Source organism: Streptomyces huiliensis, assembly GCF_020037025.1.
Lineage (GTDB): Bacteria > Actinomycetota > Actinomycetes > Streptomycetales > Streptomycetaceae > Streptomyces > Streptomyces huiliensis.
Map to the genome: position 1 here is coordinate 1 of NZ_JAIQLH010000172.1, position 13,859 is coordinate 13,859.

General features: G+C 73.0%; 19 protein-coding genes. 10 read left to right on the forward strand and 9 right to left on the reverse strand.

Going from position 1 to position 13,859, the window contains the following annotated elements:
• The first annotated feature begins 174 nt into the window (after positions 1 to 174).
• From JNW98_RS25295 to JNW98_RS25305, 3 genes are all read left to right on the forward strand, one after another.
• The gene (locus JNW98_RS25295) at positions 175 to 429 is read left to right on the forward strand and encodes a WhiB family transcriptional regulator (protein WP_223770604.1); all 255 of its coding nucleotides are present in this window, start codon (positions 175 to 177) and stop codon (positions 427 to 429) included.
• 130 nt (positions 430 to 559) lie between these two features.
• The gene (locus tag JNW98_RS25300; RefSeq protein WP_223770605.1) at positions 560 to 1,510 is read left to right on the forward strand and encodes an anti-sigma factor RsbA family regulatory protein; all 951 of its coding nucleotides are present in this window, start codon (positions 560 to 562) and stop codon (positions 1,508 to 1,510) included.
• A gap of 146 nt (positions 1,511 to 1,656) precedes the next feature.
• Positions 1,657 to 2,061, forward strand: a complete 405-nt coding sequence (locus JNW98_RS25305; protein WP_223770606.1) for a hypothetical protein — start codon at positions 1,657 to 1,659, stop codon at positions 2,059 to 2,061.
• 16 nt (positions 2,062 to 2,077) lie between these two features.
• On the opposite strand, the gene JNW98_RS25310 is transcribed toward JNW98_RS25305, so the two are convergent.
• The gene (locus tag JNW98_RS25310) at positions 2,078 to 2,518 is read right to left on the reverse strand and encodes a VOC family protein (RefSeq protein ID WP_223770607.1); all 441 of its coding nucleotides are present in this window, start codon (positions 2,516 to 2,518) and stop codon (positions 2,078 to 2,080) included.
• Between the two features lie 56 nt (positions 2,519 to 2,574).
• Here JNW98_RS25310 and JNW98_RS25315 point away from each other — a divergent pair, with 56 nt between their 5' ends.
• Positions 2,575 to 3,045 carry a MarR family winged helix-turn-helix transcriptional regulator gene (locus JNW98_RS25315; protein WP_308015662.1) on the forward strand — a complete coding sequence of 157 codons (471 nt, stop codon included), beginning with the start codon at positions 2,575 to 2,577 and terminating at the stop codon, positions 3,043 to 3,045.
• Between the two features lie 24 nt (positions 3,046 to 3,069).
• On the opposite strand, the gene JNW98_RS25320 is transcribed toward JNW98_RS25315, so the two are convergent.
• On the reverse strand, positions 3,070 to 3,783 hold the full coding sequence (locus tag JNW98_RS25320) for a class I SAM-dependent methyltransferase (RefSeq protein ID WP_223770608.1): 714 nt from the start codon (positions 3,781 to 3,783) through the stop codon (positions 3,070 to 3,072).
• 178 nt (positions 3,784 to 3,961) lie between these two features.
• Here JNW98_RS25320 and JNW98_RS25325 point away from each other — a divergent pair, with 178 nt between their 5' ends.
• Positions 3,962 to 4,636: an AAA family ATPase gene (locus JNW98_RS25325; RefSeq protein ID WP_223770609.1), complete on the forward strand. Its 675-nt coding sequence runs from the start codon at positions 3,962 to 3,964 to the stop codon at positions 4,634 to 4,636.
• A gap of 146 nt (positions 4,637 to 4,782) precedes the next feature.
• Here the strand turns inward: JNW98_RS25325 and JNW98_RS25330 are convergent, their stop codons facing one another.
• Together JNW98_RS25330 and JNW98_RS25335 are read right to left on the reverse strand one after the other, a co-directional pair.
• The gene (locus JNW98_RS25330) at positions 4,783 to 5,007 is read right to left on the reverse strand and encodes a hypothetical protein (RefSeq protein WP_223770610.1); all 225 of its coding nucleotides are present in this window, start codon (positions 5,005 to 5,007) and stop codon (positions 4,783 to 4,785) included.
• Positions 5,008 to 5,247: 240 nt separating this feature from the next.
• Positions 5,248 to 6,090: a hypothetical protein gene (locus JNW98_RS25335; protein WP_223770611.1), complete on the reverse strand. Its 843-nt coding sequence runs from the start codon at positions 6,088 to 6,090 to the stop codon at positions 5,248 to 5,250.
• A gap of 156 nt (positions 6,091 to 6,246) precedes the next feature.
• Here JNW98_RS25335 and JNW98_RS25340 point away from each other — a divergent pair, with 156 nt between their 5' ends.
• Entirely contained in the window at positions 6,247 to 6,861 is a 615-nt protein-coding gene (locus JNW98_RS25340; RefSeq protein WP_223770612.1) for a hypothetical protein, read from the forward strand.
• A 186-nt stretch (positions 6,862 to 7,047) separates the two neighbouring features.
• Positions 7,048 to 7,311 (forward strand): hypothetical protein, encoded by a 264-nt coding sequence (locus JNW98_RS25345; protein ID WP_223770613.1) that lies wholly within the window; start codon positions 7,048 to 7,050, stop codon positions 7,309 to 7,311.
• A 144-nt stretch (positions 7,312 to 7,455) separates the two neighbouring features.
• Here JNW98_RS25345 and JNW98_RS25350 read toward each other — a convergent pair whose 3' ends face one another.
• The 3 genes from JNW98_RS25350 to JNW98_RS25360 form a co-directional block, all read right to left on the reverse strand.
• Positions 7,456 to 8,166, reverse strand: coding sequence for a tectonin domain-containing protein (locus tag JNW98_RS25350; RefSeq protein WP_223770614.1), 711 nt, complete (start codon positions 8,164 to 8,166; stop codon positions 7,456 to 7,458).
• A gap of 409 nt (positions 8,167 to 8,575) precedes the next feature.
• The gene (locus tag JNW98_RS25355; RefSeq protein ID WP_223770615.1) at positions 8,576 to 9,082 is read right to left on the reverse strand and encodes a recombinase family protein; all 507 of its coding nucleotides are present in this window, start codon (positions 9,080 to 9,082) and stop codon (positions 8,576 to 8,578) included.
• A 513-nt stretch (positions 9,083 to 9,595) separates the two neighbouring features.
• Positions 9,596 to 10,567, reverse strand: a complete 972-nt coding sequence (locus tag JNW98_RS25360) for a LysR family transcriptional regulator (RefSeq protein ID WP_223770616.1) — start codon at positions 10,565 to 10,567, stop codon at positions 9,596 to 9,598.
• 104 nt (positions 10,568 to 10,671) lie between these two features.
• On the opposite strand from JNW98_RS25360, the gene JNW98_RS25365 reads away from it, so the two are divergent.
• Positions 10,672 to 11,046 carry a YybH family protein gene (locus tag JNW98_RS25365; RefSeq protein ID WP_223770617.1) on the forward strand — a complete coding sequence of 125 codons (375 nt, stop codon included), beginning with the start codon at positions 10,672 to 10,674 and terminating at the stop codon, positions 11,044 to 11,046.
• On the forward strand, positions 11,043 to 12,248 hold the full coding sequence (locus JNW98_RS25370) for a flavin-dependent oxidoreductase (RefSeq protein ID WP_223770618.1): 1,206 nt from the start codon (positions 11,043 to 11,045) through the stop codon (positions 12,246 to 12,248). The genes JNW98_RS25365 and JNW98_RS25370 overlap by 4 nt, the downstream gene beginning before the upstream one ends.
• 21 nt (positions 12,249 to 12,269) lie before the next feature.
• Here JNW98_RS25370 and JNW98_RS25375 read toward each other — a convergent pair whose 3' ends face one another.
• Both JNW98_RS25375 and JNW98_RS25380 read right to left on the reverse strand, forming a co-directional pair.
• Positions 12,270 to 12,704, reverse strand: a complete 435-nt coding sequence (locus JNW98_RS25375; protein ID WP_223770619.1) for a hypothetical protein — start codon at positions 12,702 to 12,704, stop codon at positions 12,270 to 12,272.
• Between the two features lie 138 nt (positions 12,705 to 12,842).
• Positions 12,843 to 13,211 carry an arsenate reductase family protein gene (locus JNW98_RS25380; protein WP_223770620.1) on the reverse strand — a complete coding sequence of 123 codons (369 nt, stop codon included), beginning with the start codon at positions 13,209 to 13,211 and terminating at the stop codon, positions 12,843 to 12,845.
• A 123-nt stretch (positions 13,212 to 13,334) separates the two neighbouring features.
• On the opposite strand from JNW98_RS25380, the gene JNW98_RS25385 reads away from it, so the two are divergent.
• Positions 13,335 to 13,634, forward strand: coding sequence for a hypothetical protein (locus JNW98_RS25385; RefSeq protein ID WP_223770621.1), 300 nt, complete (start codon positions 13,335 to 13,337; stop codon positions 13,632 to 13,634).
• Positions 13,635 to 13,859 lie beyond the last annotated feature (225 nt).

Consider the following 13,859-nt stretch of genomic DNA (forward strand, 5'->3'; position numbering starts at 1 on the left):
ACGGCCCCTGGGCCGGCGAGGGGCGCCGTCGTGCCCGGACGGTCCCGCGCGACGGGCCGGACGCGCCGGAGCGGAGAGCACATCCGAGGGCCTTCTTCCAGGGTTATTTCCGGACTTCCGGGCGAGGCGTGGAGAGAGGGACGATCCCGGAACACCCGGAACGGAGGTACCGACGTGGACTGGCGACAGTACGCCGCCTGCACGGAAGAGGATCCCGACCTGTTCTTCCCCATCGGCACGGGGGCTCCGGCACTGGCGCAGACCGAAGGGGCCAAATCGGTCTGCGCGCGCTGCCCGGTGCGGGAGGAATGCTTGCGGTGGGCCTTGGAGACCCGCCAGGAGTACGGAGTGTGGGGTGGCAAGAGCGAGGGGGACAGGCGTGAGCTCCGCCGGGGGACGGGAAGGCGCCGTGTGGGTACCTCTTCCTAGTACGGTGGCGGAACTCCCGGCGGGGCGGGGCGTTCCGGGCTCACCGTGCGCGCCCGCGGACTCCGCGGGGACGGTGAGCGGACCCGCGACGGGCGTGCGGTCCCGACCCCGCAGTGATCGAGGTGACGCTGTGACCGACCCGACGGCCGTGGCCGGGCCGTTCGTCCACCCGGCGTTGTTCTACCGGGACGGCGGAGAGTACGTCGCGGCGCTCACGGCGTTCGTCCGCGAGGGGCTGGCGGACGGCGACCCGGTGGCGATCGCCGTGCCCCGTGCCCGGCTGGAGCTGCTGCGGGACGCGCTGGGCGCGGACGGGGCCGGCGTCCGGTTCCTCGACATGGAGGAGGCGGGCCGCAATCCCGGGCGGATCATCCCGCGGGTGCTCCGGGCCTTCGCCGACGCCCACCCCGACCGTCACGTCCGCATCATCGGCGAGCCGATCTGGGCGGGCCGCACCGACACGGAGTACCCGGCGTGCGTCCAGCACGAGGCCCTGATCAACCACGCGTTCGCGGGCCGCAGGGTCACCATCGTCTGTCCGTACGACACCTCGCGGCTGGCGCCGCGGGCGGTGGCCGACGCCTACGCGACCCATCCGGTGATCATCGACGGCGACCGGAACGGCCCCAGCGGCTCGTACGCCCCGGACCACATCATCGCCGCCTACAACCAGCCGCTGCCGCCGCCGCCCGCGGGGGGCGTCCTCTCCTTCCGCTTCGACGACGAGCTGCTGCCCGAGGCGCGGCACCTCGTGGTGAAGCGGGCGGCGGCGCTGGGTCTCGCGCCGGAGCGGCGGGACGACCTGGCCCTGGCGGTCGCCGAGCTGACCACCAACAGCGTGGTGCACGGCGGCGGGACGGGGACGGTGCGGATCTGGGGCGAGGGCGGCCACGTGGTGTGGGAGGTGCAGGACCGCGGGCACGTCAGCGATCCGCTGGCCGGCCGCCGACCGCCCGCGCCGGACCGGCCGGGCGGCCGGGGGCTGCTGCTCGTCCACACGCTGAGCGACCTGGTCCGCACCCACACCGGACCGGGCGGCACCACGACGCGCTGCCTCCTCTCCCGCGTCCCGCTGCCTTGATCCCCGGCCTGATCCGCGATCCCCGCCCCGATCCGCCCGTCGTGCGGGTGAACCTCGCGGAGTTCGATTGCGCCGGGCCGTCCGGAGCGGCGAGCGTGGACGGACGCCGACGAGGCGGAACGACGCCGACGGGAGGAACGGGACGGATGAGACACGTCGTTGCGAGAACACGGTGGGCCGTGCGCACGGCCGTGGCCGCGGTGGGCACCCTGGCGCTCTGCGCCGCCGTGGTCCCGTCGGCCTCGGCGGGCGGCAGCAGCTGCTCCGGACGGACCTGTCTGACGGTCGACGGGTCCGGCCTCTACGTGGCACGGGCGACGGTCACCCCGCCGGCCGGCGCGAAGTTCTTCGGCCAGTACCACCTGTACGGCGGCGGCGTCGACAACACCAGCGCGCTGCAGCACTGGCACGAGAGGCTGCGCTACTCGGTGGCCTGGGGCCGGGGCGTGGCGGACCACACCAAGATCTGCGCCGAGGGCTGGGAGCACGTCGGGGGCGAGCGGAAGCCGCTCGGCAAGACGTGCGTGGAGATCCGGAACTCCGGCCGCTGACCCGGCGGGGCCGGCGTCAGCCGTCGTAGGACTGCAGCTCGACGAGGTTGCCCTCGGGGTCGCGGACGTGGGCGGTGCGCAGGGTCGGCCCCCACTCCGGCCGGTCGGCGGGGGCCGCGACGGGGGTGGCGCCGTGGCGCAGGCAGAGGGCGTACGCGGCGTCGGCGTCCGGGACGCGGCTGACGAGCATGGTCCGGTCGGACGGCGTGGGGGCGGGTGCCGGGTCCGCTGTATCCCCCGGGTCCGCCGCCTCCGCCGGGCCGCCGACGACATGGGCCATGGCCTGCCGGTCGAGCAGCATCAGCACGCCTTCTCCGGCCAGGTCCCAGTGGGCGTAGGGCCCTTCCTCCGTGCCCTGGACCAGTCGGGCGCCGGTGAGTTCGGGGAGGACGGCGGCGTAGAAGCGGAAGGTCTCGGCGAACCGGCCGACGAGCAGCCGCGGGTGCAGTGCGTCCATGACGCCCCTCAATCTTAGGTGCTGTCCAATGATGGGTCGCAACCTACAATAATCCCGTGACCGAGACCGTGACGACCGCGACCGAGACCGTGACCGAGACACCCCCCACCCTCACCGCGCTGACGACCTATCTGCTCTCCCGGGTCGGCAAGAGCGCCCGCGGCCGGACCGCGGCCCGGCTGGCCGGCCGCGACCTGCGGATGTGGCACATGGCCGTGCTCGCCGCCCTCGCCGACTTCGGCCCGCACGCGCAGCGGGAGCTCGCCGAGCGCCTGACGATCGACCCCAGCGACATGACCAAGGTGCTGGACGACCTGACCGCCCTCGGTCACGTCGAGCGGACCCGCGACCCCCGCGACCGCCGCCGGCTCACCGTCGCCCTGAGCCCCGCCGGCGCCGCGGAACTCGCCCGGCTGACCGACGACGCGCTCGCCGTCCAGGACGAGCTCCTCGCCCCGCTGACCGGCCGGGAGCGGGAGCGGCTGCACGCACTGCTCGGCAAGGTCTTCCGCTCCCTCGACGGGTGACGGCCGGCCGTGGCAACGCCCGCCTCAGGCCCGCCTGGCGGCCACGGCCGCCAGGTAGAGCGGCGGCAGGAACCGCGTGCGCAGGGCGACGGGCGCGCCGCAGCCGCCCGCCAGGTGGCGCAGCGCCGCCGGACTGTACGCCTTGCGCAGGCTGACGACCCCGTCGTGCGCCTGGGCGTAGCCGCCGCAGAGGAGCATCAGCGGGACGGCGGCCAGGCACGCCGGGTGCCGCCACACGTCGACGATGAGGAGCCGCCGGGCGACGCGGGTTCCCTCGCGCAGCAGGTCCGCCGCGCCCCGGGGCGGCAGGTGGTGGAGTGACTGGCAGAACACGGCGAGGTCGTACGAGCCGTCGGGCGCGTCGATGGCGGTGGCGTCGAGCCGTGCGACGGTGGCCCGCCCGTGGCGGCCGAGCGGCCCGGCCCGCAGCGCCTCGACGAGGTCCGGCGCGAGGTCGCTGACGGTCGCCCGGGCGGCCGGGTGCCGGTCGAGGACCCACCGGGTCAGCCCGCCGTCACCGGCGCCGAGTTCGAGGAAGCGCGGCCGCGGCACGTCCCGCAGCAGGTCCAGGACCGGCCCGCCGAACGTCCGGTGGGCCAGGGTCAACCGTTCCAGCCGGGCCAGTCCGCGCAGCGCCCGGCGCCGCCGGTCCGCCGCGTCGGCGCGGTCGAGGTACTCGAGGCGGTCCGTCTCGTACAGCCGGTCCCACCACGCGGCGCCGGGGCCGCCTCGGGGCATGTCGTCGATCACGGTCGCCCAACGACGCGCGCGCGGCGCGGGTCACGTCCGCGGGACCGGCGGCGGAGCAGCGCGGGAGCGGCCCGCAACCGTCCGCGCTCCCCCGGCGTCTTGTGCGAGGCTCCGGCGGTACGTACGCCGGGCGTCAGCGCTCGTGACCGAAGGGACCGTGGGAGCAGTGGACGACATACGCAGGCCGGCCTCGACCGCCGTACGGGAGACGACGCCGCCCGGGCGGCCGGCGGCCGCGCCGCGCCCGAGGGGCCTGGTGGACCTGCGGGGGCGGGAGAGCGCCCCCGCGCTGCTGGCGTACCCCGCCGACGCGGTGCTGGTCGTGTCGGGGCTGCCCGGCAGCGGCAAGAGCACCCTCATCCGCCGGTGGTCGCGGGCCGCTTCGGTCGTCGACCCGCGGGACGCCCACGAGGACTGCGCCGCGGTGATGCCGGACTCCCTGCCCTACGCGGTGTACCGGCCGTGGGCCCGCCTCGTCCACGCCCGCCGGCTGTGGTCCGCGGTCCGCGCGGGCGGACCGCTCCTGGTCCACGACTGCGGCAGCCGCGCGTGGCTCCGGCGCCTCCTCGCCCGGGAGGCCGGGCGCCGGGGCCGGGAACTCCACCTGGTGCTCCTGGACGTGGGCGCGGCCGACGCCCTCGCCGGGCAGGAGGCGCGCGGCCGGTGGGCCCGGCCGCGCGTCTTCGACCGTCACCGGCGCGGACTGCGGCGCCTCCTGGACGCGCTCGCCGCGCCCGGCGCCGGGGAACCGGGCGGCGGGCCGGTGCCGGAGGCGGCGTCGGTGGTGCTGCTGGACCGGACGACGCGCGAGCACGTGGCGGCGGTGGAGTTCGGGCGGTAGCGGGTCCGTTCGGACGCGCGCGGGCGCGCGGCGTGCTGCCGGCCGAGCGCCGGTACACCGGTCGCCCTCGGCACCCGCCGGGCGCGTCCGGGCGGAACAGGGCCCTCGCCGACGGCTGTCCGGCACGCTGTCACGGAAGCGACGGTTCAGGCCGGGAGGCTCCCGAAGCCGCCCGGCACGACGGCGATCACCACGGGGAACCCTTCGACCTCCCCGGGGACCCGGTCGCCGACCGACTCGTCCTCGACGTCGACCCGAATGGCATCGTCTCCGGCGGGCGTCCTTCCCTCGGACACGCCGTGGACACCGTCGATCTCGTGCAGCCGCGCCCTGTTCCGCTCCAGCACGGCCGTCAGGCGCGACGCCGGCATCTCCGGCGGAACGAACGGAGGTTTCGCGCCCTCCCCCGGACCCTCGGGGGGAAGGGAGCCCGGGGCCCCGGGCCACATACCGTTCACGGCGGCCATCCTTCGGAATGCGTCGGTCCTCGGCACGGGCTGTCGCGGCCGGACGTCCGTCGCCCCCCGTCGGCTCGTGACCCGGTCCGTCTTGTGCGGCCACGTGCGGACAAGCCCGGAGACGCCTCCGGGCTTGTTCCGGGCAAAGCCCGATCACGGATCGGCTCCGCCTCTGCCACTGTCAGGTATACAGGTTGACGTCCAGCGCGGATACCACCCACGGCATCGGATTGCAGATGGTGTAGCCACCGCCACCGGCGAAAAGGAGGCCCACTGGGTACCTGTGCGAGTCCCACGTCCAGACGACGGATCCGGAGTCTCCGCCTTGGCTGAAGTACCCGCTGCTGCCCTGGACCACGAACTGGCCCACGAACCAGGCGGTACGTGGTTGTTGCTGAGCGCCAGGAGCCGGGAATTGCGGGGCGCGCTGCGGCCCACCGCCAGGCAGCCGAGAGTCCCGGCCGTGATCCTGTAGTGGCCGACGGAGACACCACCCGGAGCGGGCCGGATCCTGCACCGGTGCGCCTGGGCGTCGATGATCCCGCTCTTGTGCACCGTCAGCGGCAGGTCGGCGGCCGCTTGCACGCCCATGGCATCGACCAGGACGGAACGCACCCGATCGGTCGGAGCCTCTTCCGCCACGAAGACGGCCAAGGTGGGCGCGCCGGGTTCGGTCGGTCCTCCCGGCCGGCCGAAGCCGCTGCCGACGCCTTGGACGTTGCCCGTGTCGGACAGGAAACTCTCGACGGCCCGCGCACCGGCCGCTCCCTGCCGGCGGATGGATTCCGCGAGCTCGTCCTTCGCGTCCAGCATCCGCGCGGGAATCCCGGACAGGTTTTCCTGCGGTACGGTGAAATCCGCCTGTTCCGCCGACCGTTCGGCGGTTTCTTCTCCGGCTGCCGAAAGCTGTTCTTCCGTCGGTGGAAAGAACCTGTCCTCTCCCGTTCCTGGATCGGTCACCATCCCCCCCTCAATTCGACTTTCTTCCTTGCCCACTTCCCGATAGTCAGATTCGCCGCCCCCCGCTCCGTCCCGGTGCGCGCCGAGCAGGTGCCGCCCAAGGGGCGGAAGGTGCCGGAGGGGGATTGTCAGACCCCTCTGTCACGATCGTTCGTGTGAGTACCCGTGAGGGCGGGTGCGGGGAGGACAGCCATGGGTTTCTTCGACGATCTGGTGGCGCCGGACGAACCGGAGGCGGAGCGGCCGGAGTTCGTCGACCTGGGGCCGCCGGGGCGGCGGTACGGGGACGACGGCCCGCCGGCCGACTGGTACCTGCCGACGGTGCTCCCCCGGGTGGCGCAGGTGGCCGAGGGGCCACGGGTGCGGGTGATGTTCACGGGCTGGGAGGTGTGGCCCGAGGAGGTCGGGCTGTGTCTGGACGTCTTCTGGCGGCGGAGGCGAACGGACGGGGTGTTCGGGGACGCCTGGTACGGCGGTTCCGGCGCCGGGGCGCTGCGGGTGGGCCTGCGGCTGGCGGACGGCCGCCGCGTGACCACCGTGGACGCCGCGCCCTGGCCGGTGCCGGAGGGCGGCGAACGGCCCGTCACTCTGCGCGAGTACGGCACGGATCCCGGTGGGGAGTTCCGGAGGCCGGTGCGGCTTCTGTTGTCCGCCATGCCTTCTGACGGACCCGTGACGCTGGTTTTGGAGTGGCCGGACGAGGACGTCGCGGAGACCGCCGCCGTGCTGGACACCAGTGGCCTCGGGGAGGCGGCGGAGCGGGTGGTCGAGCTCTGGCCGGAGCTGTCGGCGACGCCCGCGCCCTGACCGGCGCGCGTTTCTTGCGGGGCCGACGCCCCCGCACCCCCGAAGCGAGCCGCGCGCGCTGTGTTCCATCGCCGGACAGGCTGACGGTCCAGACCGCTGGGGCCCCTGGGGTCCAACGCCCACTACCGCACCCACCCGCTCACCTGGGACGAACTGGCGCCGAGCGCGACGTGCCGGGGAGAGGCGATGCGGTGGGAGGCCAAGCACGACCGCGACGCATTCAAAGAGGTCTGGCTGCTGTTCGAGAACGCCCAGGGCCGCTTCCCCCTCTACCCCGGCGAGTCGGTGTGGATCGAGTACGCCTACAGCGTCGGGGACGAGAAGTGGGGCCGGTGGTTCCAGCGGGCCGTACGGCTGCCCACCGAGCACCTGGAAGTCCAGCTCGCCTTCCCCTCCGCCCTCGACCCGGTCGTGTGGGGCACCGAGACGTCCATGACCGCCACGGGATGACCCTGATGCGGCAACCGCTGCGCGGCCGGCGACGGCCGCGACGAACAAGGTGGAGGCGTTCAACCAGCCGGGCCAGGATGCCGATGCGGACCCCCGGGCCTGTCCTGTCCTGGCCGGGGGCCCGCATGGGTGGTGGGGCAGGGATCAGCTCGGCTGGTCGCCGGAGTACCGGTAGATGTCGCCTGCGCTGTTGATGTGCCACGCGGTGCCGTCGGCGCCGGCGGCGATGTCGGTCGCGGTGCCGGGGATTTTGATCCACGGGTTGGTGCCGCTGGCGTCGTTGTTGGTGTAACGGTAGATGCTGCCGGCGGGGTCGACGCCCCAGACGTTCGTCCGGGAACCCACTGCGATGCGCTTGAGGCTGCCGGAGACGTCCCTCCACGGGTTCGTGCTGTCCTGGTCTCCGGTGTACCGGAAGATCTGGTTGGAGCTGTTGACGCCCCACACGGTGCCGTCGGCGCCCGCGCCGATGTCGCTCAGCGCACCGGGGATCTTGATCCACGGGTTGGCGTCGTGGTTCGTGTACCGGTAGATGGCATTGGCGGAGTCCACCCCCCACACGTTCGTCCGAGACCCCGCGTCGATGCGGACCAGACTCCCGTTGATGCCGACCCAGTTCGTGGTGCCCTGGTCTCCGGCGTACCGGTAGATCTGGTTGCCCGCGTTGACACCCCACACCGTGCCGTCCGATGCGGCACCGATGTCGCTCAAGCCCCCCGGGATGTTGATCCACGGGCTGCCGTCGTAGTTGGTGTACCGGTAGACGGCACTCGCCGAGTTCACCCCCCACACCGTCGTCCTGGACCCTGCCGAGATGGCCGAGAGGCTGCCCGCGACCTTCACCCAATCCGCCATGCCACATCACCTTCCCCGAGCGGTTACCGACCCCGTCATCCTCGGTGAAGAAAATAGGCTGCCAAAATAGGAGAACACTTGACCTGGTACTAAATAAGCCAATAAGTCGATGTTTTAACGACCACCACCTTGCGGGGTGAGGCGGGGAGAGCCTCGGCCGGAAGCGTTTCGACTGGAAATGCTGTCCCACCTACGAGGGTCGACACACACGCCGGTTTGTGCCTCTCATTACCGCTGGCCCCCAGGGCCAGAGCCTCCAACGTCCGAGATCATCCCGTGGCGGCTTTTGAGCTCACCTCGGCCGGACCTCCAGGAGGTGCCGTCATCACCGTACGCCCGAACGGGCCTTCCTCGCCCGGTTTCGCGCCCAGCTGCGGGGCGCCTCCCTTGACCCGGTGGCACCCAGGGATCACCACGTGCCTGCTTCGAGCTGGGCGGGGATGCGGCTGGCCCGCAGCTCACGCAGGTCCGGGATGTGGTTGTAGAGCGCGCCCGGGGAGACGCCGAGCATCTTGGCGGTCGCGTTGATGGAGCGCTCGGGGTTGGGCAGCAGGTCCCGGGCCATGTTCAGGATCTTCTCGTCGACCACGGTGGGCCGGCCGCCGACCTTGCCGCGGGCACGGGCACGGGCGGCGTCCTGGAGGGACCGTCCGTAGCGGTCGAGGGTGGGGACCACCAGGGTGTCCCCGACGTCGAGGAAGGCGTGGCATGCCTTGAGCTCGGGGCGGAGGTCGTTCTTGCCGGACTTCTTGTCCGCGAAGATCTTCCGGCACCCGGCCGCCTTCAGGGCGTCGATCTGCCGGTCGAGTTTCTGTCCGCCGGTGGACACGCGTGCGTATCCGATGCGGATCTCGGTGCGGACGGCAGGCTCGGCGGCCAGCAGTTCGAGATAGTCGGCCTCAAGGGGCGTACTCACGCCCGAAATCCTGTCAGAAAACGGTGCTGCGGGGTTCTTGATCCACCTGGGTTGTTGAAGGAAGTTTTTGAAGGCCCTGGGGGCCTTCCGGTGGTCCGCCCGGAGATCTTCATTAAACGTTGGTTTTTTTGAAGGCGCCTCCACCCGATGCCCGAGCCCGACGACGTCGACCCGGACGTCTACAACGACGTCTGTCATGAGATCGACGCCACCCGCCGGGAGGCCGTCCTCCACCTCGAAGCGGCCTGGGACGCCGACCCTGAGGAGAACGAGCCGCTGCTGACGGCCATCGCCACCGCCCGCCGGCGCCGCGACAAGGCCGAGGCCGGGATCCGCCGGCTCGTCGCATACGGACGCGAGTTCACCCGGCCCTGCCCCTACAAGCTCGCCGACCTCGTCGACGCATCCGCAATGTCCATCTCCGGCGTCCGCACCGCCTATGACCACGACGAAGTCGCCGACGTCCCAGCCAACGCCGCACCTTCTGACCAGGAACAGTCTGAGGTCAGACTCCTACGGCATGTTTCGGGCGTATTCCGGTTGGCCTCCAGGAAGCGGCGAAGTGGGGGTGCCCCCCTCCGGGGTAGGGGCCGGGCTCCCTCCCGGCCCGGGCAACACCCCTCGCGCCCGCGCGATCAGCGCCCGCCCCGCCGGGCTGGTGGGCCCGTCCGTCCGCCAGGCGAAGGCGAGTCGGCCCCGCAGGGCCGGCGGATCGATGGCCACCGAAATCAACGACGGCGCCCGGGAAGCGGCGAACTCGTCGGGAAGGATGGCCGCCCCGAGGCCATGCGCGGCGAGTTCGGCGAGCGTGCCGGGATCGCCGGCCTCCAGGGCGATGCGCGGCCGGAAGCCGGCCGCCGCGCACGCCTCGTCGAGCCGGGCCCGGAGCCCGGTGCCGCGCGGCAGGCTGATCAGCGGCCGGTCGCGCAGGGTGTCGAGGGAGATGACCGGGTGGACGGCGAGTTCGTGGCCGGGGGCGACCGCGGCGACGATCGCCTGGTCCTCCAGGACGTGCAGGGAGAGGCCGGCCGGGGCGTCGCGTCCCACGCTGATGATGGCCGCGTCGAAGCGCCCGCCGCGGAGGCCGTCGACCAGCTGGTCCGTCGTGTCCTCGGCCAGGGTGATCTCGACCGCGGGATGCTCCTGGTGGAAGCCCGCGAGCAGACCGGGCAGGTCGGCGTTGTGCGAGGTCACCGTGCCGACGGCGACCCGGCCCCGGAGCAGTCCGGCCATCTCGTCGACGACGAGCCGGGCCCGTTCGACGGCGGCGAGCGCGGCGCGCGCGTGGGGCAGGAAGGCGGCGCCGACCTCGGTGAGCGCCACGGACCGCCCCGAGCGGTCCAGCAGTTCCTGCCCGAGCTCGCGTTCCAGCTTGCGGATCTGTGCGCTGACGCCGGGCTGGGCGACCCGCACCCGCTCGGCGGCCCGGGTGAAGTTGCGCTCCTCCACCACCGTCACGAAGTACTCGAGCTGCCGCAGTTCCATAACCGGTGATGCTAGCAGTCAGACTTGTCATGTCTTGGACTTCTGGTGCGGCGCGGAGGAGGCTGGTTCCACGGCCAGAGAAGACCAGACGAAGGAGCAGTGCCATGACCGACGGAACCCGTGAACGCGCCGCCACCCCCGAGGACTTGACCCGCCTGTTCGTGGAGCGGACCAACGCCCGCGACGCCGAGGGGATGGCCGCGCTCTACGCGCCGGACGCCGTCCTCGCGTTCCCGCCCGGCAGCACGACGGTCGGCCGGGAGGCGATCCGCGCCGTCTGCGAGCAGCTCCTGCTCCACGCCGAGCTGCCGTTCGTGCCCGAGCCGCCGCTGCCGACGGTCCGGTACGGGGCCGATCTGGCCCTCACCTCGACCCGGTCCTCCGACGACACGGGCGGCAGGGTGCAGGTCGTCCGGCGCGAGCCGGACGGGACCTGGCTGCGGATCATCGACCGGCCCGAGTCGAAGGCCGGCCGATGAGCGTGCTCGTCGCCGGAGCCGGCATCGGCGGTCTGACCACCGCCCTGAGCCTGCACGCCGCGGGGATCGACGCGGCCGTCGTGGAGAGCGTCCGGGAGATCCGCCCGCTGGGCGTGGGCATCAACCTCCTGCCGCACGCGGTCCGCGAACTCACCGAGCTGGGGCTCGGGGACGACCTGGCCGCCATCGGCGTGCCGACCTCCGAGAACGTGTACTGCGACCGCGACGGCACCGTCCTGTTCTCCGAGCCGCGCGGCGTCGCCCAGGGCTACAACTGGCCGCAGTACTCGGTCCACCGCGGCGAGCTCCAGCTGATGCTGCTGGCCGCGGTGCGCGACCGGCTGGGTCCGGACGCCGTCCGCACCGGGACGCGCCTGGAGGGCGTCACCGACACCGGGTCGGCCGTCCGGGCCCGGCTCCTCGACCGGGCGACCGGGAAGCACCGGACCGCGGAGGCCGGCGCGCTGGTCGGGGCGGACGGGCTGCACTCGGCCGTCCGCGGTCTGCTGCACCCGGACGGCGGGCCCCTGTTGTGGTCGGGGGTCCGGATGTGGCGCGGGGTGACGACGGGGAAGCCGTTCCTCACCGGGCGGTCGGCGGTCCTCGTCCGGGACGGGGACGCCGAGTTCATCGCGTATCCGATCGGCCGCGACCGGATCAACTGGGTCTGCCTGGTCCGGGAGGCCCCGCCCGGCCCGCTGGACGAGGAGGCCGGCTGGAACCGCCCGGGCCGGCTCGCGGACCTGCTCCCCCGCTACGCGCACTGGGAGCTCGGCTTCCTGGACGTGCCGGGGCTGCTGGCCGGGGCCGAACGGATCCTGGAGTACCCGATGGTCGACCGGGAGCCGCTGCCGTCCTGGGGGCGCGGCCGGGTCACCCTGCTCGGCGACGCCGCGCACCCCATGTACCCAGTGGGGGCCAACGGCGCCTCCCAGGCCGTCGTCGACGCCCGCGTGCTCGCCCACGCACTGGCGGGGGCCGACGACGTACCGGCCGTGCTGGCCCGTTACGCCGCCGAGAGGCGGGAGGCGACGGCCGCCGTCGTCCACGCCAACCGGGCCATGAACCAGGCGGTCAAGGGCGTCCCGGACGACGCCGGACGGAGCGCCGAGCATTACGCCCGCATCACCGACACCTACCGGCGGGCGAGCGGGAGCGATCCCGCCGTCCTCAACGCCCGGCCGTCGCTGACGCCGCGCTGACCGGGCCCGGGATCCCGGGGATCAGTACCCCGTGGGCCCCATGGGCTGCGGGGAGGCGAGCGTCCGCAGCAGGTGGTCGAGCTCGTTCCGCCAGGCGCGGTTGACGTTGATGCGCGTCGGCTTCTCCCGGCCCGGCATCCAGAAGCGGAACGAGCTCCACAGGGTGCCCATCCGCACGTCGCTCACCATCTGCCGGGCCTGGTCGTGCGGCAGGGCGAAGACCAGTTCCTTGGGGCGGCTGCTGAACTTGCCGGCGCGGTGGAAGAGCAGGGCCTGCTGCGTGAAGGTGACGAAGTAGGTGTCCACGAAGAAGATCCATATGCTCGACAGGAAGGCCATGGCCAGCGGGCTGGGTCCGCTGATGCCGTAGACCGTGACCACCGGCCGGTCGTAGGGGTTGGCCTCGACCACCGCACGTCCCACGTGCTCCTGGATCGTCGCCTTGCGCAGCGGCATGTCTGCTCCTCGTTTCTTCATGGGGGGTCCCGTGGGGGAAAGCCCCTATTGAAGCCCCTCCCGGTCGGCGGGGTACCGGCGGGTTCCGGCCATCGGGAGGGCGGCGGGGAGGAGACGTGGAGCGGCCGGCTCCGGCGGTCAGCCGTCCGACCGGGACAGCGCCTCCCGTACCGCCTCGTCGGTGCGGCCCACCACGGCGGTGCCGTCGTCCGCCGTGATGATCGGCCGCTGGATCAGCTTCGGGTGCCCGGCCAGGGCGGCGATCCAGCGGTCGCGGGCGGCGGCGTCCCGCGGCCAGTCCTTGACGCCGAGCTCCTTGGCCTCGGCCTCCCCGGTGCGCGTGATGTCCCACGGCTCCAGCCCGAGCCGGCCGAGCACGGCCCGGATCTCGTCCTCGTCGGGGACGTCGTCGAGGTAGCGGCGGACGGTGTACTCGGCGCCCGCCTCGTCGAGCAGGCCGACGGCCGAGCGGCACTTCGAACAGGCGGGGTTGATCCAGATCTCCATGCCGCCCAGGATACCGTCCGCACCCCGTCAAATCCCGTCTGAGCTGGGGCGATTGTCAGTGCCCGGCAGTAGAATGGAGGGGTAGTGAAGAGGTCGCCCGACCCCTTCGTCAGGAGGACGCCGATGGCCGCAGCAGCAGCACCACTCACCGATCCGTGCACCCTCGAGACGCTGCCCAAGAAGCGTCTGCCCGCCGGGCACCCCCGTGAGTGGTACGAGTCCCACAACCGCCGGCTGAAGGCCATGCGCCTCGCCATCGCCTTGCTCCACAGCGGCGCGTACCGGCCCGAGCAGGCGACCAACCGCAGGATACGCCGGGTCGCGGACCGGATCGGCGTGCGCCCGCCATCGAACACGACCTGCCGGATGGTCAGGTCCCTGATCCGTGCGGAGGCGCCGGCGGCACGGGCGGCCCGCCTCTGACCGTATCCGCGCCCGGCACGCCGGGTCGCAACCGCCGGGACATCACCCGTTTCCCCGGCCGTCACCCCCCGGTTCCGGCCCGTCCCTAGCGTCGTCGTATGACGATCCAGCAGGTCACCCCGGTCCCGGCCGCCCAGGCGCCGGCTCCGGAGCCCGAGGCCGGGCCGGCACCGGCCGGTCCGCCGCCTGCGCCCCGGGCCGTCGGCGGCGGTGGGGCCGCGGTCC

What these genes read in the sequence shown, in the direction of transcription:
- JNW98_RS25330 (WP_223770610.1), bottom strand. Translation starts at nt 5,007, where the DNA reads ATGCCGGCGTCGCGCCTGACGGCCGTGCTGGAGCGGAACAGGGCGCGG.
- JNW98_RS25305 (WP_223770606.1), top strand. Translation starts at nt 1,657, where the DNA reads ATGAGACACGTCGTTGCGAGAACACGGTGGGCCGTGCGCACGGCCGTG.
- JNW98_RS25340 (WP_223770612.1), top strand. Translation starts at nt 6,247, where the DNA reads ATGGGTTTCTTCGACGATCTGGTGGCGCCGGACGAACCGGAGGCGGAG.
- JNW98_RS25350 (WP_223770614.1), bottom strand. Translation starts at nt 8,166, where the DNA reads ATGGCGGATTGGGTGAAGGTCGCGGGCAGCCTCTCGGCCATCTCGGCA.
- JNW98_RS25385 (WP_223770621.1), top strand. Translation starts at nt 13,335, where the DNA reads ATGGCCGCAGCAGCAGCACCACTCACCGATCCGTGCACCCTCGAGACG.
- JNW98_RS25365 (WP_223770617.1), top strand. Translation starts at nt 10,672, where the DNA reads ATGACCGACGGAACCCGTGAACGCGCCGCCACCCCCGAGGACTTGACC.
- JNW98_RS25310 (WP_223770607.1), bottom strand. Translation starts at nt 2,518, where the DNA reads ATGGACGCACTGCACCCGCGGCTGCTCGTCGGCCGGTTCGCCGAGACC.
- JNW98_RS25345 (WP_223770613.1), top strand. Translation starts at nt 7,048, where the DNA reads ATGCGGTGGGAGGCCAAGCACGACCGCGACGCATTCAAAGAGGTCTGG.
- JNW98_RS25370 (WP_223770618.1), top strand. Translation starts at nt 11,043, where the DNA reads ATGAGCGTGCTCGTCGCCGGAGCCGGCATCGGCGGTCTGACCACCGCC.
- JNW98_RS25360 (WP_223770616.1), bottom strand. Translation starts at nt 10,567, where the DNA reads ATGGAACTGCGGCAGCTCGAGTACTTCGTGACGGTGGTGGAGGAGCGC.
- JNW98_RS25380 (WP_223770620.1), bottom strand. Translation starts at nt 13,211, where the DNA reads ATGGAGATCTGGATCAACCCCGCCTGTTCGAAGTGCCGCTCGGCCGTC.
- JNW98_RS25375 (WP_223770619.1), bottom strand. Translation starts at nt 12,704, where the DNA reads ATGCCGCTGCGCAAGGCGACGATCCAGGAGCACGTGGGACGTGCGGTG.
- JNW98_RS25320 (WP_223770608.1), bottom strand. Translation starts at nt 3,783, where the DNA reads ATGCCCCGAGGCGGCCCCGGCGCCGCGTGGTGGGACCGGCTGTACGAG.